This is a genomic window from Streptomyces sp. NPDC087906 (genome assembly GCF_055584925.1).
This window is the reverse complement of the sequence record NZ_JBVJLC010000009.1, coordinates 244,574-262,306: the sequence shown is the minus strand read 5'-3', so window position 1 is coordinate 262,306 and position 17,733 is coordinate 244,574. Positions and strand designations below refer to the sequence as shown.

At 71.5% G+C, this 17,733-nt stretch carries 16 protein-coding genes; 8 read left to right on the top strand and 8 right to left on the bottom strand.

Features of this window, described 5'->3' with window-relative positions:
- The first annotated feature begins 61 nt into the window (after nt 1-61).
- A complete protein-coding gene (locus tag ACZ63I_RS25685; RefSeq protein ID WP_469341345.1) occupies nt 62-1,450 on the top strand; it encodes an aminotransferase class V-fold PLP-dependent enzyme in 1,389 nt (462 codons plus the stop codon).
- Nucleotides 1,451-1,540: 90 nt separating this feature from the next.
- Here the strand turns inward: ACZ63I_RS25685 and ACZ63I_RS25680 are convergent, their stop codons facing one another.
- Complete coding sequence (locus ACZ63I_RS25680; RefSeq protein WP_469341344.1) at nt 1,541-2,515, bottom strand: carbohydrate kinase family protein; 975 nt, start codon at nt 2,513-2,515, stop codon at nt 1,541-1,543.
- Between the two features lie 173 nt (nt 2,516-2,688).
- Between ACZ63I_RS25680 and ACZ63I_RS25675 the strand changes: the two genes are divergently transcribed.
- Nucleotides 2,689-2,913 (top strand): hypothetical protein, encoded by a 225-nt coding sequence (locus ACZ63I_RS25675; protein ID WP_469341343.1) that lies wholly within the window; start codon nt 2,689-2,691, stop codon nt 2,911-2,913.
- 95 nt (nt 2,914-3,008) lie between these two features.
- Nucleotides 3,009-4,535 (top strand): hypothetical protein, encoded by a 1,527-nt coding sequence (locus ACZ63I_RS25670; protein ID WP_469341342.1) that lies wholly within the window; start codon nt 3,009-3,011, stop codon nt 4,533-4,535.
- Nucleotides 4,536-4,625: 90 nt separating this feature from the next.
- On the opposite strand, the gene ACZ63I_RS25665 is transcribed toward ACZ63I_RS25670, so the two are convergent.
- Nucleotides 4,626-4,982, bottom strand: a complete 357-nt coding sequence (locus ACZ63I_RS25665; RefSeq protein WP_041996613.1) for a HesB/IscA family protein — start codon at nt 4,980-4,982, stop codon at nt 4,626-4,628.
- Between the two features lie 249 nt (nt 4,983-5,231).
- Here ACZ63I_RS25665 and nadA point away from each other — a divergent pair, with 249 nt between their 5' ends.
- Entirely contained in the window at nt 5,232-6,434 is a 1,203-nt protein-coding gene (gene nadA, locus ACZ63I_RS25660) for a quinolinate synthase NadA (RefSeq protein ID WP_469341341.1), read from the top strand.
- A gap of 79 nt (nt 6,435-6,513) precedes the next feature.
- On the opposite strand, the gene ACZ63I_RS25655 is transcribed toward nadA, so the two are convergent.
- The 5 genes from ACZ63I_RS25655 to ACZ63I_RS25635 form a co-directional block, all read right to left on the bottom strand.
- Nucleotides 6,514-9,666, bottom strand: a complete 3,153-nt coding sequence (locus ACZ63I_RS25655; protein ID WP_469341340.1) for an efflux RND transporter permease subunit — start codon at nt 9,664-9,666, stop codon at nt 6,514-6,516.
- Nucleotides 9,667-9,862: 196 nt separating this feature from the next.
- Nucleotides 9,863-10,549 carry a response regulator gene (locus ACZ63I_RS25650; RefSeq protein ID WP_469341339.1) on the bottom strand — a complete coding sequence of 229 codons (687 nt, stop codon included), beginning with the start codon at nt 10,547-10,549 and terminating at the stop codon, nt 9,863-9,865.
- Complete coding sequence (locus ACZ63I_RS25645) at nt 10,546-11,835, bottom strand: sensor histidine kinase (protein WP_469341338.1); 1,290 nt, start codon at nt 11,833-11,835, stop codon at nt 10,546-10,548. The genes ACZ63I_RS25650 and ACZ63I_RS25645 overlap by 4 nt, the downstream gene beginning before the upstream one ends.
- 180 nt (nt 11,836-12,015) lie before the next feature.
- Nucleotides 12,016-12,297 (bottom strand): PspA-associated protein PspAA, encoded by a 282-nt coding sequence (gene pspAA / locus ACZ63I_RS25640; protein ID WP_469341337.1) that lies wholly within the window; start codon nt 12,295-12,297, stop codon nt 12,016-12,018.
- 9 nt (nt 12,298-12,306) lie between these two features.
- Complete coding sequence (locus ACZ63I_RS25635) at nt 12,307-13,101, bottom strand: PspA/IM30 family protein (RefSeq protein ID WP_198533305.1); 795 nt, start codon at nt 13,099-13,101, stop codon at nt 12,307-12,309.
- Between the two features lie 315 nt (nt 13,102-13,416).
- Here ACZ63I_RS25635 and ACZ63I_RS25630 point away from each other — a divergent pair, with 315 nt between their 5' ends.
- The 3 genes from ACZ63I_RS25630 to ACZ63I_RS25620 all read left to right on the top strand — a co-directional run bounded on the left by ACZ63I_RS25630 (nt 13,417) and on the right by ACZ63I_RS25620 (nt 16,030).
- Entirely contained in the window at nt 13,417-14,013 is a 597-nt protein-coding gene (locus tag ACZ63I_RS25630; protein ID WP_041990559.1) for a DUF3043 domain-containing protein, read from the top strand.
- Nucleotides 14,014-14,054: 41 nt separating this feature from the next.
- The gene (locus tag ACZ63I_RS25625; RefSeq protein WP_469341336.1) at nt 14,055-14,774 is read left to right on the top strand and encodes a class I SAM-dependent methyltransferase; all 720 of its coding nucleotides are present in this window, start codon (nt 14,055-14,057) and stop codon (nt 14,772-14,774) included.
- Nucleotides 14,775-14,932: 158 nt separating this feature from the next.
- The gene (locus tag ACZ63I_RS25620; protein WP_469341335.1) at nt 14,933-16,030 is read left to right on the top strand and encodes a S1C family serine protease; all 1,098 of its coding nucleotides are present in this window, start codon (nt 14,933-14,935) and stop codon (nt 16,028-16,030) included.
- A 64-nt stretch (nt 16,031-16,094) separates the two neighbouring features.
- On the opposite strand, the gene ACZ63I_RS25615 is transcribed toward ACZ63I_RS25620, so the two are convergent.
- Nucleotides 16,095-16,304: a hypothetical protein gene (locus tag ACZ63I_RS25615; protein WP_469341334.1), complete on the bottom strand. Its 210-nt coding sequence runs from the start codon at nt 16,302-16,304 to the stop codon at nt 16,095-16,097.
- A gap of 91 nt (nt 16,305-16,395) precedes the next feature.
- Here ACZ63I_RS25615 and ACZ63I_RS25610 point away from each other — a divergent pair, with 91 nt between their 5' ends.
- Nucleotides 16,396-17,622, top strand: coding sequence for a bifunctional adenosylcobinamide kinase/adenosylcobinamide-phosphate guanylyltransferase (locus ACZ63I_RS25610; RefSeq protein ID WP_469341333.1), 1,227 nt, complete (start codon nt 16,396-16,398; stop codon nt 17,620-17,622).
- Nucleotides 17,623-17,733 lie beyond the last annotated feature (111 nt).

Below are 17,733 nucleotides of genomic sequence, written 5' to 3'. Positions count from 1 at the left end.
GGAATGCCAGCATCCGGGCCACTTCTGACGCTCACTTCGCGTGCGGGGTTAGCGTGGCGCGGTGCCGTACTTCGACTCAGCCTCCGCCGCCCCGCTGCATCCCGTCGCCCGCCAGGCCCTCCAGGCGTCCCTGGACGAGGGTTGGGCGGATCCCGCCCGGCTCTACCGGGAGGGCCGCCGGGCCGCGCTGCTCCTGGACGCGGCCAGGGAGGCGGCGGCCGACGCCGTGGGATGCCGTCCCGACGAACTCGTCTTCACTCCTTCGGGCACGCACGCGGTGCACGCCGGGATGTCCGGGGCTCTTTCCGGCCGTCGGCGTGTCGGACGCCATGTGGTCGTCTCGGCGGTGGAGCACTCCTCGGTGCTGAACAGCGCCGCCGCCCACGAGGCGGCGACCGGCGGCACGGTGACGGAGGTGCCGGTCGACCGGTACGGGGCCGTGTCGCCCGGCGCGTACGCCGAGGCGCTCGGCACGGGGACCGCGCTGGCCGCCCTGCAGTCCGCCAACCACGAGGTGGGTACGGAGCAGCCGGTGGCCGAGGTCGCCGAGGTGTGCCGGAGCAGGTCGGTGCCGCTGCTGGTGGACGCGGCGCAGTCGCTGGGCTGGGGGCCGGTGGACGGCGCCTGGTCGCTGCTGGCGGCGAGTGCCCACAAATGGGGCGGTCCGCCCGGGGTCGGGCTGCTCGCCGTACGCAAGGGGGTCAGGTTCGCGCCCCAAGGCCCCGCCGACGAGCGGGAGTCGGGGCGTACGCCGGGTTTCCAGAACATCCCGGCGATCGTGGCGGCCGTGGCGTCGCTGCGCGCGGTACGGGACGAGGCGGCCGGTGAGGCGGCGCGGCTGCGGGGGCTGGTGGAGCTGATCAGGGCCCGGGTGCCCGAACTCGTCCCCGATGTCGAGGTGGTGGGTGATCCGGCGCACCGGCTCCCGCATCTCGTCACGTTCTCGTGCCTCTACGTCGACGGGGAGGCGCTGCTGCACGAGCTGGACCGGGCGGACTTCTCCGTGTCGTCGGGCTCGTCGTGCACGAGCAGCACGCTGACCCCGAGCCATGTGCTGAAGGCGATGGGCGTGCTGTCGGAGGGGAACGTCCGGGTCTCGCTGCCGCTCGGCACCCCCGCGGCGGACGTCGAGCGGTTCCTCGGCGTGCTGCCGGCTGCCGTGGCGTCGGTACGGGCCCGGCTGGGCGCTCCGGTGACGCGGGTCGGCGCGAAGCCGGCGGGCGCGGGGTCGCTGCTGGTCGACGCGGTCGGCAGGCGCTGCCCGATCCCGGTGATCGAGCTGGCGAAGGTGATCGGTGACGTGCCGGTCGGCGGGACGGTGACGGTCCTCGCGGACGACGAGGCGGCGCGGCTCGACATCCCCGCGTGGTGCGAGATGCGCGGCCAGGAGTACGTGGGCGAGCAGCCGGCGGACCACGGTGTCGCGTATGTGGTCCGCCGGGTGTCGTAGCCGCGTGGCGTCGTACGAGCGGCCTCGTACAGGTGGCGTCGTACGGCCGGCTTCGTACGGCCGGCTTCGTACGGGTGGTACGGCGGCGGGTCAGGCCAGGTGGGCCTGGACCTCGGTGGCCGCGTCGTGGCCGTACGCCTTGGTGAAGCGCTCGATGAAGTGCGTCCTCGCCAGGGTGTACTCCTGCGTGCCGACCGTCTCGATCACCAGGGTCGCGAGCATGCAGCCGACCTGCGCCGCGCGCTCCAGGCTGACGCCCCAGGCGAGCCCGGAGAGGAAGCCGGCGCGGAAGGCGTCGCCGACGCCGGTCGGGTCGGCCTTGGTCTCCTCCAGCGCGCAGCCGACCTCGATCGGCTCCTCGCCGACGCGCTCGATGCGGACGCCGTTCTTGCCGAGGGTGGTGACGCGGTGGCCGACCCTGCCGAGGATCTCGGCGTCCGTCCAGCCGGTCTTGGACTCGATGAGCCCCTTCTCGTACTCGTTGGAGAAGAGGTACGCGGCGCCGTCCAGCAGGACGCGGATGTCGTCGCCCTCCATCCGCGCGATCTGCTGGGAGAAGTCGGCGGCGAACGGGATGCCCCGGGTGCGGCACTCCTCGGTGTGGCGGAGCATCGCCTCGGGGTCGTCGGCGCCGATCAGCACCAGGTCGAGGCCGCCGACGCGGTCGGCGATCTTCTTCAGCTCGATCTGCCGGGCCTCGCTCATGGCGCCCGTGTAGAAGGAGCCGATCTGGTTGTGGTCGGCGTCCGTCGTACAGACGAAGCGGGCCGTGTGCAGGACCTCGGAGATACGCACGGAACCGGTGTCGACGCCGTGCCGGTCGAGCCAGGCCCGGTACTCGTCGAAGTCCGAGCCGGCCGCGCCGACCAGGATCGGGCGGGTGCCCAGTTGGCCCATGCCGAAGCAGATGTTGGCCCCGACACCGCCCCTGCGCACGTCGAGGTTGTCGACCAGGAAGGACAGGGAGACCGTGTGGAGCTGTTCGGCGACCAGTTGGTCGGCGAAGCGGCCCGGGAAGGTCATCAGATGGTCAGTGGCGATGGAGCCGGAGACTGCGATTCGCACGGCGTGAACGCTCCTGGGGCGGAGAACGGTTGACAGTTCACGCTACCGGGTCGCACGGGCGGCCGGTCCGCTCGGCGTCGTCCCGTCGGCCGGCGGACCCGACGGCCGGTGGAGAGGAAACTACCGGATGGTAGGGGTTTGTCCGGCTGACGGAGCCTGCCTACCGTGGACGTATGGCAAACCACAGCGTGCTTTCCGAGAACGGTACGGCGGTCGGCGGGCCCGAGGCCGAGATCAGCCTGGCGCAGTTGCGCGGGGACTGCGCGCGGATGGCGCCGCACTGGCTGGCGCCCGCCCCATCGGCCGCAGCCCCTGTGCCGCCTTCCCATATCCGGGGGATCACGGTGCCGGCCGGTTCGGCGCTGCTGATCGCCGGAACGGCGCAGTACGGCGAGTGAGATCGCGCTGAGCGCCGGTCCTGGGGAACCGGCTGCGGGCCGCCGCCGTCCCAGGGGTGTCCACAGGACGGCGAGTCGGCCGAAGGAGCGCAGCGGTGACCGGTACGGAACAGCCCCGCGACAGCGCGGGAGACGGCGAAGGCGACAGCAGGCGGCGGAGGCGGCATCCGCTCGCCGTCGGGGCTGTCGCGGCAGCGGTACTGATCGCGGCGGGCGGCGGCGCGTACTTGGCGACCGCCGCCTCAGGGGACGGTGAGGCGAAGGCGGCGCACCACCCGCCCAAGCTGGCCCTCGACGGCTATACCGTGCCGACGGCGGCGACGGGTCCGGCGCCGAGCGCCCCCGAGGGGATCGCGCCGGGCGAGCCGAATCCGAACGGGGTCGTCTACCGCGCGGGGGGGAAGCTGCCGGCCGGGCCCAAGACCGCCAACGTCTACCAGCCGGGGCCGGGCGTGACGGCGGCGGAGGTGACCCGGCTGGCGAGCGCGCTCGGCGTGTCGGGCCCGCCGCAGGCGGACGGCACGGGCTGGCAGGTCGGCACCGACAAGGACGGTGCGGGGCCGCTGCTGCGGGTGGCGCGGCAGGCGCCCGGCACCTGGACGTTCAGCCGGTACGCGCCCTCGCCCGGCGGTGACAACTGCCTGAAGGGCAAAGCCTGTCCAAGCGGCGGAAGCGTCGGCGGGGGCAGCGTCGGGGGCACGGCCGACGGCGTCGACGGCGGCGTCGACAGCGGCGGCCCGGTGAGCGAGGAAGCGGCGAAGAAGGCGGCGGCGCCCGTGCTCAAGGCCGCGGGTCAGGGCGACGCCCGCCTGGACGCACGCCAGTTGATGGGCGCGGTCCGGGTGGTGAACGCGAATCCGCTGGTCGACGGCGTGCCGACGTACGGCTGGTCGACGGGGCTGCAGATCGGCGCCGACGGCACGGTGACCGGCGGCAGCGGTCAACTGAGCGCGCCCGCGAAGGGCGACAGCTATCCGGTGATCAGCGCGGCCGAGGCGCTGGAGCAACTGAACGGTACGGCGGCGGGCGCCGGCCGGGGCGGGGTCGGCGGCTGTGCGACGCCCGAGCCGCTGACCGGTGCGGAGAAGCCGGCCGCGCCGTGCACCCCGAAGCCGTCGGCGCCGCCGGAGGCCGTGGTGATCGACAAGGCCGAGTTCGGTCTCGCGGCGCAGAGCGTCGGCGGCCACCGGGTGCTCGTACCGTCCTGGCTGTTCGAGGTGTCGCCCGGCGGCAATCTGCCGTACACGCTCACCCAGCCGGCGGTGTCGCCCGAGTTCCTGGCACCGGCGCTGCCGCCGCACCAGGAGATGCCGGGCGGCCCGTCATCCGTGGGCCCGGGGAAGAGCGCGGGTGACGCCTTGGGCAAGCAGGTCGTCTCGTACAGCACCGAGGGCAGGAAGCTGACGGTGCGGTTCTGGGGCGGGGTCTGCGGCACGTACACGGCGCGCGCCGCCGAGAGCGGTACGGCGGTGCGGGTCGAGGTGGTGAAGCCGGTCCAGGACCCGGGGACGGCCTGTGTGGCGATGGCCGAGGAGCAGACGGCCTCGGTGACGCTGGAGCGCCCGCTGGGCGGCCGGCAGGTCGTGAACGGCGCGACGGGCGAGAAGCTCAGCGGCGGCTGAGCCGCGTACAAAAGGCGCCAGGCATGCGAAAGGCGGCGGTCCCGTAGGGGATCGCCGCCTTCTTCGGCTCTGTCCGGCAGCCGAAAAGATCTAGCTGAAGGAGTCACCGCAGGCGCAGGAGCCCGTCGCGTTCGGGTTGTCGATCGTGAAGCCCTGCTTCTCGATGGTGTCGACGAAGTCGATCGAGGCGCCGCCCAGGTACGGGGCGCTCATGCGGTCGGTGACGACCTTGACGCCGCCGAAGTCCTTGACGACATCGCCGTCGAGCGAGCGCTCGTCGAAGAACAACTGGTAGCGCAGACCGGAGCAGCCACCGGGCTGAACGGCGACGCGCAGTGCGAGGTCGTCCCGGCCTTCCTGGTCCAGCAGGGTCTTGACCTTGCCCGCGGCGGCGTCGGACAGGAGGATGCCGTCGCTCACGGTTGTGGTGTCGTCCGATACGGACATCTGCTTCTCTCCCGGGTTGTTCGGACTGCTTGCCGACAGTGCAACCGGCATGGCCGCTGATTCATTCCGGCCCTGGCATTTGTCTTTCTCTTCCCCTTCATGCTCGCACACCACGCGGGGGAACGGCACGGGGCAAGGTGCCCTTCGTCATGCGTCACATCGACGCGATCGGCATCGTCAAAGTGACGTGAAGGGGATATGATGGATAACGTCAATTAGACGAAAAGGCTCCTCCGCAGAGAAGAAAGGGTGCGTGACGTGACCACCACCACCGCCCAGCCCCGCCAGGATCTCGATGTCCGGCCGACCCCCCTCGCCCTGCTGCTGCTCGGCCGCGACGCCGACCCGCGCAGCGAGCGCGGCGTCGAGTGCCCGGGTGATCTGCCGTCGCCGTCCGACCCCGGCCTGGTGGAGCGCGCACGCGCCGCCAAGGAGAAGCTCGGGGACAAGGTGTTCGTCCTGGGCCACCACTACCAGCGCGACGAGGTCATCCAGTTCGCCGACGTGACCGGCGACTCCTTCAAGCTGGCCAGGGACGCGGCGGCCCGCCCGGAAGCGGAGTACATCGTCTTCTGCGGTGTGCACTTCATGGCCGAGTCCGCCGACATCCTCACCGGCGACGACCAGAAGGTCGTCCTGCCCGACCTCGCGGCCGGCTGCTCGATGGCCGACATGGCGACGGCCGAGCAGGTCGCCGAGTGCTGGGACGTGCTGACCGAGGCCGGGATCGCCGAGCAGGTCGTGCCCGTCTCGTACATGAACTCGTCCGCCGACATCAAGGCGTTCACCGGCAGGCACGGCGGCACCATCTGCACGTCGTCCAATGCCGAGCGCGCCCTGAACTGGGCCTTCGAGCAGGGCGAGAAGGTGCTGTTCCTGCCCGACCAGCACCTCGGGCGCAACACCGCCGTACGGGACCTCGGGATGTCCCTGGAGGACTGCGTCCTGTACAACCCGCACAAGCCGAACGGCGGGCTGACCGCCGAGCAGCTCAGGGACGCGAAGATGATCCTGTGGCGCGGCCACTGCTCCGTGCACGGCCGCTTCTCGCTGGACTCGGTGAACGACGTGCGCGAGCGGATACCGGGCGTCAATGTGCTGGTGCACCCGGAGTGCAAGCACGAGGTCGTGTCGGCCGCCGACTACGTCGGTTCGACGGAGTACATCATCAAGGCCCTGGAGGACGCCCCGGCCGGTTCCAAGTGGGCCATCGGTACGGAGCTGAATCTGGTCCAGCGGCTGGCGAACCGTTTCGCCGCCGAGGACAAGGAGATCGTCTTCCTCGACAAGACGGTCTGCTTCTGCTCCACCATGAACCGCATCGACCTGCCGCACCTGGTGTGGACGCTGGAGTCGCTGGCCGAGGGCAACGAGGTCAACCGGATCCAGGTCGACCAGGAGACGGCGGATCTCGCGCAGCTCGCGCTGGAGCGGATGCTGGCGCTGCCGTAGAGCGCGTCCGTGACGCACCAGGGGCCCCCGCCGTCCGGCGGGGGCCCCTGGGCGTTCCGTACGTCCTCCGTACGGCCGGTCAGGCGTTCGCGGGCTCCCTGTCCGGCTCGGCGGACGTGTCGTCCTGCTTCGCCGACCGCTTGGCCGCCTTCTTCTTCGCGCGGCGCTCCTTGCGCAGCTCCACCATCGCGTACAGCGTCGGTACGAGCAGCAGCGTCAGCAGCGTGGACGTGACCAGACCGCCGATCACCACGACCGCCAGCGGCTGGGCGATGAAGCCGCCCTCGCCGGTGACGCCCAGCGCCATCGGGAGAAGCGCGAAGATCGTCGCCAGGGCGGTCATCAGGATCGGGCGGAGCCGGTGCCGGCCGCCCTCGACCACCGCGTCGACCACGCTCAGACCCTGCGACCGGTACTGGTTGATCAGGTCGATCAGCACGATCGCGTTGGTCACCACGATGCCGATCAGCATCAGCATGCCGATCATCGCGGGCACACCCAGCGGCGTACCGGTGATGAGCAGCAGGCCCAGCGCGCCGGTGGCGGCGAACGGGATGGAGACCAGCAGGATCAGCGGCTGGATCAGCGACCTGAACGTGCCGACCAGCAGCATGAAGACGATCGCGACGGCCGCCAGCATGGCGAGGCCGAGCTTGACGAAGGCGTCGTCCTGGTCCTGCGAGACACCGCCGATGGTGGCGGTGGCACCGGCCGGCAGCTTCAGATCGTCGATCTTCGACTGGAGCGCGGTGCTGACGGCGCCGGTGTTGTCACCGGTCGGCCTGGCCGTGATCGTCGCGGCGCGGGCACCGTCGATCCGGGTCATGGTGACCGGTCCTGGCACCACCTTGACGTCGGCGATCTGGCCGAGCTTCACCGGGCCCAGCGGCAGGGCCTTGAGCTGGGCGATCGTGGTGGCCGGCCGGGCGGAGGTGACGACGACGTCGCGCTCGGTGTCGCCGAGCATCGCCTGCCCCGACTTCGTACCGCTGACCGCCTGGGCGACGGCCATACCGAGCGTCGTGTCGTCGAAACCGGCGTCGGCCGCCTTGGAGTTCGCCGTGACCGAGATACGCGGGATGCTCTGCGACAGGTCGCTCTGCACGTCCGTGACGTCGTCCAGCTTCGCGACGGCCGCCCGTACCTGGTCCGACGCCTTCTTCAGCGTGTCGGCCTCGGACGCCTTGACGACGACGCTCAGGTCCGTGCTGCCGAAGCCGCCGCCGGCGGCGACGGTGGTGTCACCGATGCCGTCGAGCTTGGCGAGGCCCTTCTCGATCTCGTCCTGGGTCTTCTCGTACGCCGAAGCGTCCTTCAGCGTCACCTGGTAGGACGCCTGGTTGGCGCCCGTGCCGCCGCCGAAGGCCGCCATGATCCCGGAGGAACCGACGGTGACCTGGTAGTCCTTGACCTCGTCCAGGCCCGCGAGGACCTTCTCGACCTTCTTCGCCGCCGCGTCGGCCGACGCCAGGTCGGTACCGGCGGGCAGCTTCTGCGTGACCGACAGGACGTCCTGGTCGCTCTGGTCGAAGAAGTTGGTCTTGATGAGACCCGAGATGCCGAACGTGCCGATCAGGATGACCACGGCGATGATCACGCTGGTGAGCCTGCGCCGGGTGGCCCAGCGCAGCACCGGTACGTAGATCCGCTGGAGCCGGCCGCGGGACTCCTTCTCCTCGGCGACCCTGCGGGCCTCCTCGGGGCTGACGCCGAGCGCCGACTTCGGCGGGCGCAGGAACCAGTACGAGAAGACGGGCACGACGGTCAGCGACACCAGCAGTGAGGCGAGCAGCGCCGCCGTCACGGTCAGCGAGAACGAACCGAAGAGTTCGCCGACGATGCCGCCGACGAGTCCGATCGGCAGGAACACCGCGACGGTGGTGAGGGTCGACGAGGTGACGGCGCCCGCCACCTCCTTGACCGCGGTGATGATGGCGCTGTGCCGTTCCTCGCCGTAGCTCAGATGGCGCTTGATGTTCTCCAGCACCACGATCGAGTCGTCCACGACCCGGCCGATGGCGATGGTCAGCGCGCCGAGCGTCAGCACGTTCAGCGACATGCCCTGGGTCCAGAGCACGATCAGCGCGAGGACCACGGAGAGCGGGATGGAGATCGCCGTGACCAGCGTCGAGCGGATCGACGCGAGGAACAGCAGGATGATGATCACGGCGAAGAGCAGCCCGAGAGCGCCTTCGGTGGTCAGCCCCGAGATGGACTTGGAGACGGCGGGACCCTGGTCGCTGGCGACCGTGATCTCCGAGCCCGGACCGAGGTCCTTGCGCATGTCGGACAGCTTGTCGTTGACCGCGTCCGAGATGGCGACGGCGCTGCCGTCGTTGTCCATCGTCACGTTGACGGCGAGGCTGGGCTTGCCGTCGGTGCGGGTCAGCGAGGTCGCTGCGGCCGGCTGCTGCTTGACGGTGGCGATGTCGCCGACCCGTACGGGCTTGGCCGCACCGCCCGCGTCCGCTCCGCCGCCGGGGCCGGCCGGCGGCGGGATCCGCAGGTCCTCGATCTGCTGGAGCGAGGTGTAGCTGCCGCCGACCTGGACGGTCCGGCTGGTGCCTTCCTCGGCGAACGAACCGGCGGGGACGGGCACACCGCCGGCCTTGAGGGCGGCCGAGAGCGACGCGGTGTTCAGCCCCGCCTGCGCGAGCTTCTTCGCGTCGGGCGTGACGGAGATCTGCAGGTCGCGCACACCGTCCACGGTGACCTGGCCGACGCCGTCGATGTCCTGGAGCGCCGGGACGACCGAGCGGTCGAGCTGGTCGGCGAGCGCCTGCTGGTCCTTGTCGGAGGTGACGGCGAGCACGACGGTCGGGATGTCGTCCGTGGAGCCCGCGATGACCTGCGGGTCGACGCCTTCCGGCATCTGGTTGCCCGCGCGGTTCACCGCCTGCTGCACATCGGCGACGAGCTGCTTCGTACCGTCGTCGCCGAAGTCGAAGCTGGCCATGACGACGGCGTTGCCCTCGCTGGCCGTCGAGGTGATGCTGCTGATGCCGTCGACGGCCTTGAGGTTGTTCTCCAGCGGCTCGACGACCTGCTTCTCGACCACATCCGGGGAGGCGCCCTGGTACGGGGCGAGCACCGAGACCACGGGCAGATCGATGGTGGGCAGCAGTTGCTGCTTGAGCTGGGGGATCGCTATCGCGCCGAAGACGAGCGCGATGATCGACATCAGCCCGATCAGGGCCCGTTGCGCGAGGCTGAATCTGGACAGCCAGGACATGGGGTCTCTCTTCTGTGGTGTACGCGGCAGTGGGGCACGGCCGTGGGGCGCGGCCCGGGTGGTTCGTGGTTGATCGTCGGCGGGGCCTGTCGCCCCCTACATACGATCAGCCATTCGGTGCGGCGGATCCGTCGCCCGCCAGACGCATTTCCTGGGGCGGCGAGTACCGCGCATGGAGTACGCGGAGGGTGGGGTGCTACTCCACCCTGGCCCGCACGAGGCCCGATTCGTAGGCGATTACCACCAATTGGGCCCGGTCTCGGGCGCCAAGCTTTGCCATCGCCCGGTTCACATGGGTCTTGACAGTGAGCGGGCTGACGCGCAGCCGCTCGGCGATCTCGTCGTTGGAGTGGCCGCCCGCCACCTGCACCAGCACCTCGCGCTCGCGCACGGTCAGCGCGGCGAGCCGCTTGGTGTACTCGGCCGGGGCAGGCCCCTCCGAGTCGGTGCCGCCCTGTGCGAGGAAGGTGGCGATGAGGCCCTTCGTCGCGACGGGCGACAGCAGGGCGTCGCCGGCGGCGGCGATCCGGATGGCGTTGAGCAGTTCGACGGGCTCCGCGCCCTTGCCGAGGAAGCCGGAGGCACCCGCGCGCAGCGACTGCACGACGTACTCGTCGACCTCGAAGGTGGTCAGCATGACGACATGCACCCCGGCGAGCGCGGGGTCGGCGCTGATCATGCGGGTCGCCGCAAGACCGTCCGTACCGGGCATCCGGATGTCCATCAGTACGACGTCGGGCGCGGCGGACCGGGCCAGTTCGACGGCCTGGGCGCCGTCGGCCGCCTCGCCGACGACCTCCATGTCGGGTTCGGAGTCGACCAGCACCCGGAAGGCGCTGCGCAGCAGGGTCTGGTCGTCGGCCAGCAGGACTCTGATCGTCATACGGTCTCCCCTGCCCGGCAGCCGCCGGTGCCCGTGGCGGGCCGCGCCTCGGCTGTCGCGCGCGGCTTCCCCTCCGCCTTCACGGGCAGTATCGCCTGCGTACGGAAGCCGCCTCCGTAGCGGGGTCCCGCGGTGAGCGATCCGCCGAGCGCGGTGACGCGCTCGCGCATGCCGAGCAGGCCGTGGCCGCCGCCGTCGGTCGGCTCCGCCGTCCCCGCCCCGTCGTCGAGGACCGTGATCTCCACGGTGGGGCCGACCCGTACGACGCTCACCTCGGCCCTGGCGCCGGGGCCCGCGTGCTTCTGCGAGTTGGTCAGGGCCTCCTGGATGATGCGGTACGCGGCGAGGTCGACGGCGGCGGGCAGCTCCACGTCGCCGTCGGTCACGTACTCGACGGGCAGCCCCGCGTTGCGGAACGTGTCGAGCAGCCCTTCGAGGTGGGCGAGGCCCGGGGCCGGTTCGGTGGGCGCCTCCGGGTCGCCGGACTGGCGCAGCAGCCCGACGGTGGCGCGCAGTTCGTTCAGCGCCGACCTGCTGGCCTCCCGTACGTGGGCCAGGGCCTCCTTCGCCTGGTCGGGCCGCTTGTCCATGACATGGGCGGCGACCCCGGCCTGGACGTTGACCAGGGCGATGTGGTGGGCGACGACGTCGTGCAGATCGCGGGCGATCCGCAGCCGCTCCTCGGCGACCCGGCGCCTGGCCTCCTCCTCACGGGTGCGCTCGGCGCGCTCGGCCCGTTCCCGTATGGCGTCGATGAACGCGCGGCGGCTGCGTACGGCGTCGCCCGCCGCGCTCGCCATGCCGGTCCAGGCGAAGATCGCCAGATTCTCCTGGGAGTACCAGGGGCCGGTGCTGAAGACCATCGCGACGGCGGTGAGGACGGCCATGGTGGCGAAGCCGATGCGCCAGGTGGTGGGGCGGTCGGTGCGCGCGGCGACGGTGTAGAGGGCGATGACGGCGCTGAACACGACGGGCGCGGGCGGATCGCCGGTCACCAGTTCCAGCACCGTCACCGCGCTGGTGCACAGCAGGACGGGCCGGGGCGCGCGCCGCCGCAGGACGAGCGCGGCGGCGGCGACGGCCATCAGCAGCAGGCTGAGCGCGCTGGGCGGCTCCGTGCTGAAGGTGGGGCCGCCCTGCCCTCGGTGCGGGTTCGCGAACGACCCGATCACCATGGAGACGAGCACGGTGACCGCGAGCGCGCCGTCGGGCGCGAGCGGATGCGCGCGCAGCCAGTGCCGGGTGCGCGCGAAGGCGGTTCCGTACGCGATGCCGAGGGAGGTCACATCTATGCACGGTACGGGGTCGGCTTCGCGCACCCGGGAAAACGGCGGGGTGCGCTCCGGCACACCCGGCGGCTCGGCTCACGCGGCAGGGCGGGAACACCCGGCAGCTCGGGAACACGACGGCGCCCCGCCTGGGGCGGGGCGCCGTCATATGCCGGGAGGTGCAGGAGTGGGGCGCCGTCAGACGGAGGGGATCAGCCCTTCGTCGCTGAGCAGCTCGCGTACCTCTTCGAGGGTCGCGCCCGGTGCGGGGAGGATCAGCTCCGACGGCTCCAGCGAGTCGTCGGGCAGCGGCTCGCCCAGCTCGCGCACCTTGTCGAGGAGGGCGTGGAAGGTGCGGCGGAAGCCGTCCCCGTCGCCGTTCCTGACCTCGGCGAGCAGCAGGTCGTCGAGCTTGTCCAGCTCGGCGACATGGCTGTCCGCCAGCCGCCGCTGGCCCTCCCCCATGATCCGAACGATCATGACGAATCCTTAACTCTTGTCGAACTTCGACTGGGACGGCGGCGCGTCCTTCTCACCGGCCGCGCCTGCGGCGCCTCCTTCGATCGCCTGCTGCGGCGACCCGCCGGCCAGCTCGGCCTTCATCCGCTGAAGTTCGAGCTCGACGTCCGAACCGCCGGAGATCCGGTCCAGCTCGGTGGCGATGTCGTCCTTCGCGAGCCCCGACTGGTCGTCGAGGGCGCCCGAAGCGAGCAGTTCGTCGATCGCGCCTGCCCTGGCCTGCAGTTGCGCGGTCTTGTCCTCGGCCCGCTGGATCGCCAGACCGACGTCGCCCATCTCCTCGGAGATTCCCGAGAACGATTCGGCGATCCGGGTCTGCGCCTGCGCCGCCGTGTACGTGGCCTTGATCGTCTCCTTCTTCGTACGGAAGGCGTCGACCTTGGCCTGGAGGCGCTGCGCCGCGAGGGTGAGCTTCTCCTCCTCGCCTTGCAGCGTGGTGTGCTGCGTCTCCAGATCACTCACCTGCTGCTGGAGCGCGGCGCGGCGGGACAGCGCCTCGCGCGCCAGGTCCTCCCGGCCGAGGGCGAGGGCCTTGCGACCCTGGTCCTCCAGCTTGGTCGACTGCCCCTGCAACTGGTTGAGCTGCAGCTCAAGCCGCTTGCGCGAGGTCGCCACATCGGCGACGCCGCGGCGTACCTTCTGAAGCAGCTCAAGCTGCTTCTGGTACGAGTAATCGAGGGTCTCGCGCGGATCCTCGGCCCGGTCAAGGGCCTTGTTTGCCTTCGCGCGGAAGATCATCCCCATACGCTTCATGACACCGCTCATGGGCTTCGCGCGCCCCCTTCTGACGGACTCCAGCTCCAGCACTCCTACAGAACCCACAGTACGGGGCCTGCATCCATTACCGCACTGTTCGAGCGCGGATGCGCTCCTCCCCAAGGACGACTGGGCCCCCCGGCCGTCCGGCGCAGGGAGTAGGTGACCGTCAGGGGAAGCGGAGGCAAAGTCCCCGCCGTGCCCCCTGTGTCCGGTCCGTTCCGGCTGATTCCGACTGTTTCCGTCATTGAGGACGCAGGCCGTTGCGGGATCGTTCCCCTCGGGGGTGGGGTCCATGCACGGCACCCCGTACCCTTGGGCTTTGTGTTCCGTAGCCGCGCCAAGGAAGAGAAGGTCCCCGGCACGAAGGTGTCGATCGACCTCTCCAAGCAGACCCGTGACCCGCAGGCCCCGAAGGGCCGCCCGACCCCCAAGCGCGCCCAGGCGCAGTCGCAGCGCCGACGCGCCTCGACGGCGCCGACCGACCGCAAGACGGCCACCAAGCAGCAGCGCGAGGCGCGGCGTGCCGACATGGCCAGGCAGCGGCAGGCTCTCGCCAACGGCGACGAGCGCTATCTGCCGGCCCGCGACAAGGGCCCGGTGCGCAAGTTCGTCCGCGACTACGTCGACTCGCGCTACTCGGCCGCCGAGTTCTTCCTGCCGCTCGCGGTCGTGATCCTCGTCCTGAGCATGGTGCGGATCGGCTCGCTGCAGAACATCGCGCTGCTGATGTGGCTCGTGGTGATCGTGGTGATCGTCGTCGACTCGATCGGGCTGTGGTTCCGGCTGAAGAAGCAGCTCGCGATCCGCTTCCCCGACACCCCGAAGCGCGGCGCCGTGCCGTACGGCCTGATGCGCACGCTCCAGGTCCGCCGGCTCCGGCTGCCGAAGCCGCAGGTCAAGCGCGGAGAGCGACCCTGACCGCGGACGTCCCCGGCTTCCCAGGGAAGCTGCGGGACGTCGTGCGTCAAGAGCTGGTCGCCCGGCAGCTCGATGAGCAGATCGCCGGGCGGTTCCCGGTCGGACAGCGGCTGCGGATCCTCGACGTCGGGATGGGACGGGGCGTCCAGGCGCTCCGGCTGGCCCGTGCGGGACACACGGTGACGGGCCTGGAGTCGGACTCCGAGTCGCTGTCGACGGCGCGTACGGCCCTGTCGGTCGAGCCCGAGGGCATACGTGAGCGGGTCCGGCTGCTGGAGGGCGACGGACTTGAGACCGGTGTGCACTTCCTGCCCGGCGGTTTCGACGTGGTGCTGTGCCACGGGGTGCTGATGTACGTCGAGGAGCCCGACGCGATGATCGCGGGGCTCGCCAGGATGCTGGCCCCCGGCGGCATGCTGTCGCTGCTCGTACGGAACGCGGACGCGCTGCCGCTGCGGCCCGGCTTCGCGGGCGACTGGCCGACGACGCTCGCCGCCTTCGACGCGCATCTGTACACCGACCGGCTGGGCGCGCGGGTGCGCGCCGACCGGCTCGACGACGTGACGGCGACGCTCGCCGGTATCGCGGCCCCGCTGCACGCCTGGTACGGGGTGCGGGTCTTCACGGACGGCGCGGGGGACGCGGCGGCGCCGGAGGGCGAGGAGCTGCGCCAGCTCCTCGCCGCCGAGGACCGCGCGGGGCGCACGGAGCCGTTCCGCAGGATCGCGGCGCTGCTGCATGTGTGCGGGGTCCGGGGCTGAGCTGTCCGGCCGGTCCGCGTGTCGGGCCGCCGCTCCCCTTGCCGCCACTCCCCTTGCCGCCGTTCCTTGATCTCCGGCGCCCTCTGATGATCTTCGGTACCCCCTGATCGGCGGCGCACCGCAGGCCGACCCCGATGGGCAAAAGGGATACTCCGGACATGGACGTATCTCTTCTCCGTGGCCGCACGCGCCGGCTGCTGCTCCCCCTGACCGCAGGCGTCTGCGCCGTGGCGCTGGCCGGCGGCTGCTCCGGCCCCGGTGCACCGGCCGCGGGCTCCGCCGAGTCCGAAGCGGACACGACGACGCAGGCCGCCGCCGTGCAGCGCGCGGACGGCGACAACCTGCAGAGCGACTACGAGAGCGTGATCAAGAACGCGCTGCCTTCGGTCGTGCAGATCGACGCCGGGGACGCGCTGGGCTCGGGCATCGTCTACGACGGCAAGGGCCATATCGTCACCAACGCCCATGTGGTGGGCAAGGGCAAGACCTTCAAGGTCACCGTCGCCACCCAGGAGCAGCCGCTCCAGGCCCGGCTGGTCTCCAGCTTCCCGCAGCAGGACCTCGCCGTGATCGAGCTGGAGAACCCGCCCAGCGGGCTGAAGGCCGCCACGTTCGGCGACTCGTCGAAGGTCGCCGTCGGGCAGATCGTCCTCGCGATGGGCTCGCCGCTCGGGCTTTCCAGCAGCGTCACGCAGGGCATCGTGTCGGCGGTCGGACGGACCGTCAGCGAGAGCGACTCGGGCGGCGGTACGGGCGCCACGATCGCCAACATGGTGCAGACGTCGGCCGCGATCAACCCCGGCAACAGCGGGGGCGCGCTGGTCAATCTCAACAGCGAGGTCATCGGCATCCCGACGCTCGCGGCGAGCGACCCGCAGATGGGCAACAGCGCGGCGCCCGGCATCGGCTTCGCGATCCCCGTCTCGATGGTGAAGACCGTCGCGGACCAGATCATCAAGAACGGCAAGGTCACCAACTCGGGCCGGGCCGCGCTCGGCATCACCGGGCGGACCGTGCTCGGCGACGACTTCCAGCCCGAGGGGGTCGCCGTCGTGACGGCGGTGAAGGGCGGGGCCGCGGCCAACGCCGGGATCAAGTCGGGGGACATCATCACCAAGCTCGGCGGCCGGAGCGTGACGACGATCGACTCGCTGTCGGAGATGCTCGCGTCCGACAAGCCGGGCCAGAAGGTCCAGGTCAGCTACGTGCGGGGCGGCTCGGTGAAGACCGTCCAGGTGACGCTCGGGGACATGTAGCCGAGCGGCGTACGGCGCGGCCCGCGGCCCCGGAGGGCTGCGGGCCGCGCGCACGTACCGGGGGTCAGCTCTGCTCGGCGTGCAGGCTCATCGGGCCGTAGATCTTCTTGCTGTCCTCGAAGAGCTGCACCTGGTCGGCGCCGCCCTCCTTGAGTTCCTTCCACGCCTCGCCGATCCAGGACTCGGCGTCCCCCTGCGTGGTGAACTCCTCCGGCTCGACGGCCGGCGGCACCTCCGTCCCGTCGGACTTCTCGAACCGCCACGTCCACGCCATGTGCGCCTCCCGGGTCCCGCGAGCTGATCAGTTTCCTGCCCGCAGCGTAGCCGGGCGCGCACCGTGAGCGCGGACACGGGAGGATCATCCCGTGGAACTCACTCTGCTCGGCACCGGAGCCCCCGAAGGACTCCCCCGCCCCGACTGCCCCTGCGCCGCTTGCGCCGCGGCCCGTGGCGCCGCCGCGCGCGCCGCGACCTCGCTGCTGGTGGACGGCGTCCTGCTGCTGGACCTCACCCCGGGAGCGGCGTTCGCAGCGGCGCGCGCCGGGCACACGCTGACCGGCGTACGGCAGGTCCTGCTCACCCATCCGCACGACGGCCCACCGGTGGAACTGCCCGCGGGGCTGCCGCCCGCCGGGCGGGTGGCGGACGGCCGGGTGCTGACGCTGCTCAGCGGGCACCGGGTGCGGGCGGTGGCGATGGACGCGCCGGGCACCGGGTACGAGGTGACGGCGCCCGGCGGCGAGCAACTGCTCTACCTGCCGCCGGGCGGCGCGCCCGCCGGGCTGCTGGCAGGGCAGGACAGGAACGTCACGTACGACCTGGTGGCCGCCGATGTCGTGGGGCGGCCCGAGGCCGTGGCGCGGCTGCGGGAGTCCGGGGCGATCGGCCGGGCCACCGATGTGCTGGCCGTCCATCTGGACCACGACGTACCGCCCGGCGCCGAACTGGCGCGGCGGCTCGCCGCGGCGGGCGCGCGGGCCGTGCCGGACGGTACGACGCTGACCGTCGGCGCCTACCAGGCCGTCCCTGACGTACCGCGCCGCACGCTGGTCACCGGCGGGGCGCGGTCCGGCAAGTCCTGGGAGGCCGAGCGGCGGCTGGCCGCGTTCCCCGGCGTGCTGTACGTCGCGACGGGCGGCACCCGGGCGGGGGACGCGGAGTGGGCCGAACGGGTCAGGACCCACCGCGAGCGCCGCCCCGCCTCCTGGCGTACGACCGAGACCTGCGACCTCGTACCGCTCCTCGCCGACGACGGCCCGCCGCTGCTGATCGACTGCCTGTCGCTGTGGCTGACGGACGCCATGGACCGGGTGAACGCCTGGGACGACGCGGCGTGGGCGACGGACGGCGAGAAGAGACTGCGCGAGCGCACGGCCGAACTGACCGCAGCGGTACGGGAGACCAGACGCACGGTGGTGGCGGTGACGAACGAGGCAGGCTCGGGCGTGGTGCCCGCGACGGCGTCGGGGCGCCGCTTCCGCGACGAACTGGGCAGGCTGAACGCCGCGTTCGCGGCGGAGTGCGAACACGTCCTGCTGGTGGTGGCCGGCCAGGCGCTGCCGCTGCGCGGCCAGGGCCTGGCCGACACATAGCGCCGTCCGCCCGCAGGGCGGGGCTTGCGGCGTCTGGTGCGTGCGATCGCAAGGCGGAGGTTCGTCCTCGTACTGGACACCCGCCGACAAGCCCGACAAGCCCGCCGAGCC

What these genes read in the sequence shown, in the direction of transcription:
- ACZ63I_RS25675 (WP_469341343.1), top strand. Translation starts at nt 2,689, where the DNA reads ATGGCAAACCACAGCGTGCTTTCCGAGAACGGTACGGCGGTCGGCGGG.
- ACZ63I_RS25665 (WP_041996613.1), bottom strand. Translation starts at nt 4,982, where the DNA reads ATGTCCGTATCGGACGACACCACAACCGTGAGCGACGGCATCCTCCTG.
- ACZ63I_RS25655 (WP_469341340.1), bottom strand. Translation starts at nt 9,666, where the DNA reads ATGTCCTGGCTGTCCAGATTCAGCCTCGCGCAACGGGCCCTGATCGGG.
- ACZ63I_RS25650 (WP_469341339.1), bottom strand. Translation starts at nt 10,549, where the DNA reads ATGACGATCAGAGTCCTGCTGGCCGACGACCAGACCCTGCTGCGCAGC.
- pspAA (WP_469341337.1), bottom strand. Translation starts at nt 12,297, where the DNA reads ATGATCGTTCGGATCATGGGGGAGGGCCAGCGGCGGCTGGCGGACAGC.
- ACZ63I_RS25635 (WP_198533305.1), bottom strand. Translation starts at nt 13,101, where the DNA reads ATGAGCGGTGTCATGAAGCGTATGGGGATGATCTTCCGCGCGAAGGCA.
- ACZ63I_RS25620 (WP_469341335.1), top strand. Translation starts at nt 14,933, where the DNA reads ATGGACGTATCTCTTCTCCGTGGCCGCACGCGCCGGCTGCTGCTCCCC.
- ACZ63I_RS25615 (WP_469341334.1), bottom strand. Translation starts at nt 16,304, where the DNA reads ATGGCGTGGACGTGGCGGTTCGAGAAGTCCGACGGGACGGAGGTGCCG.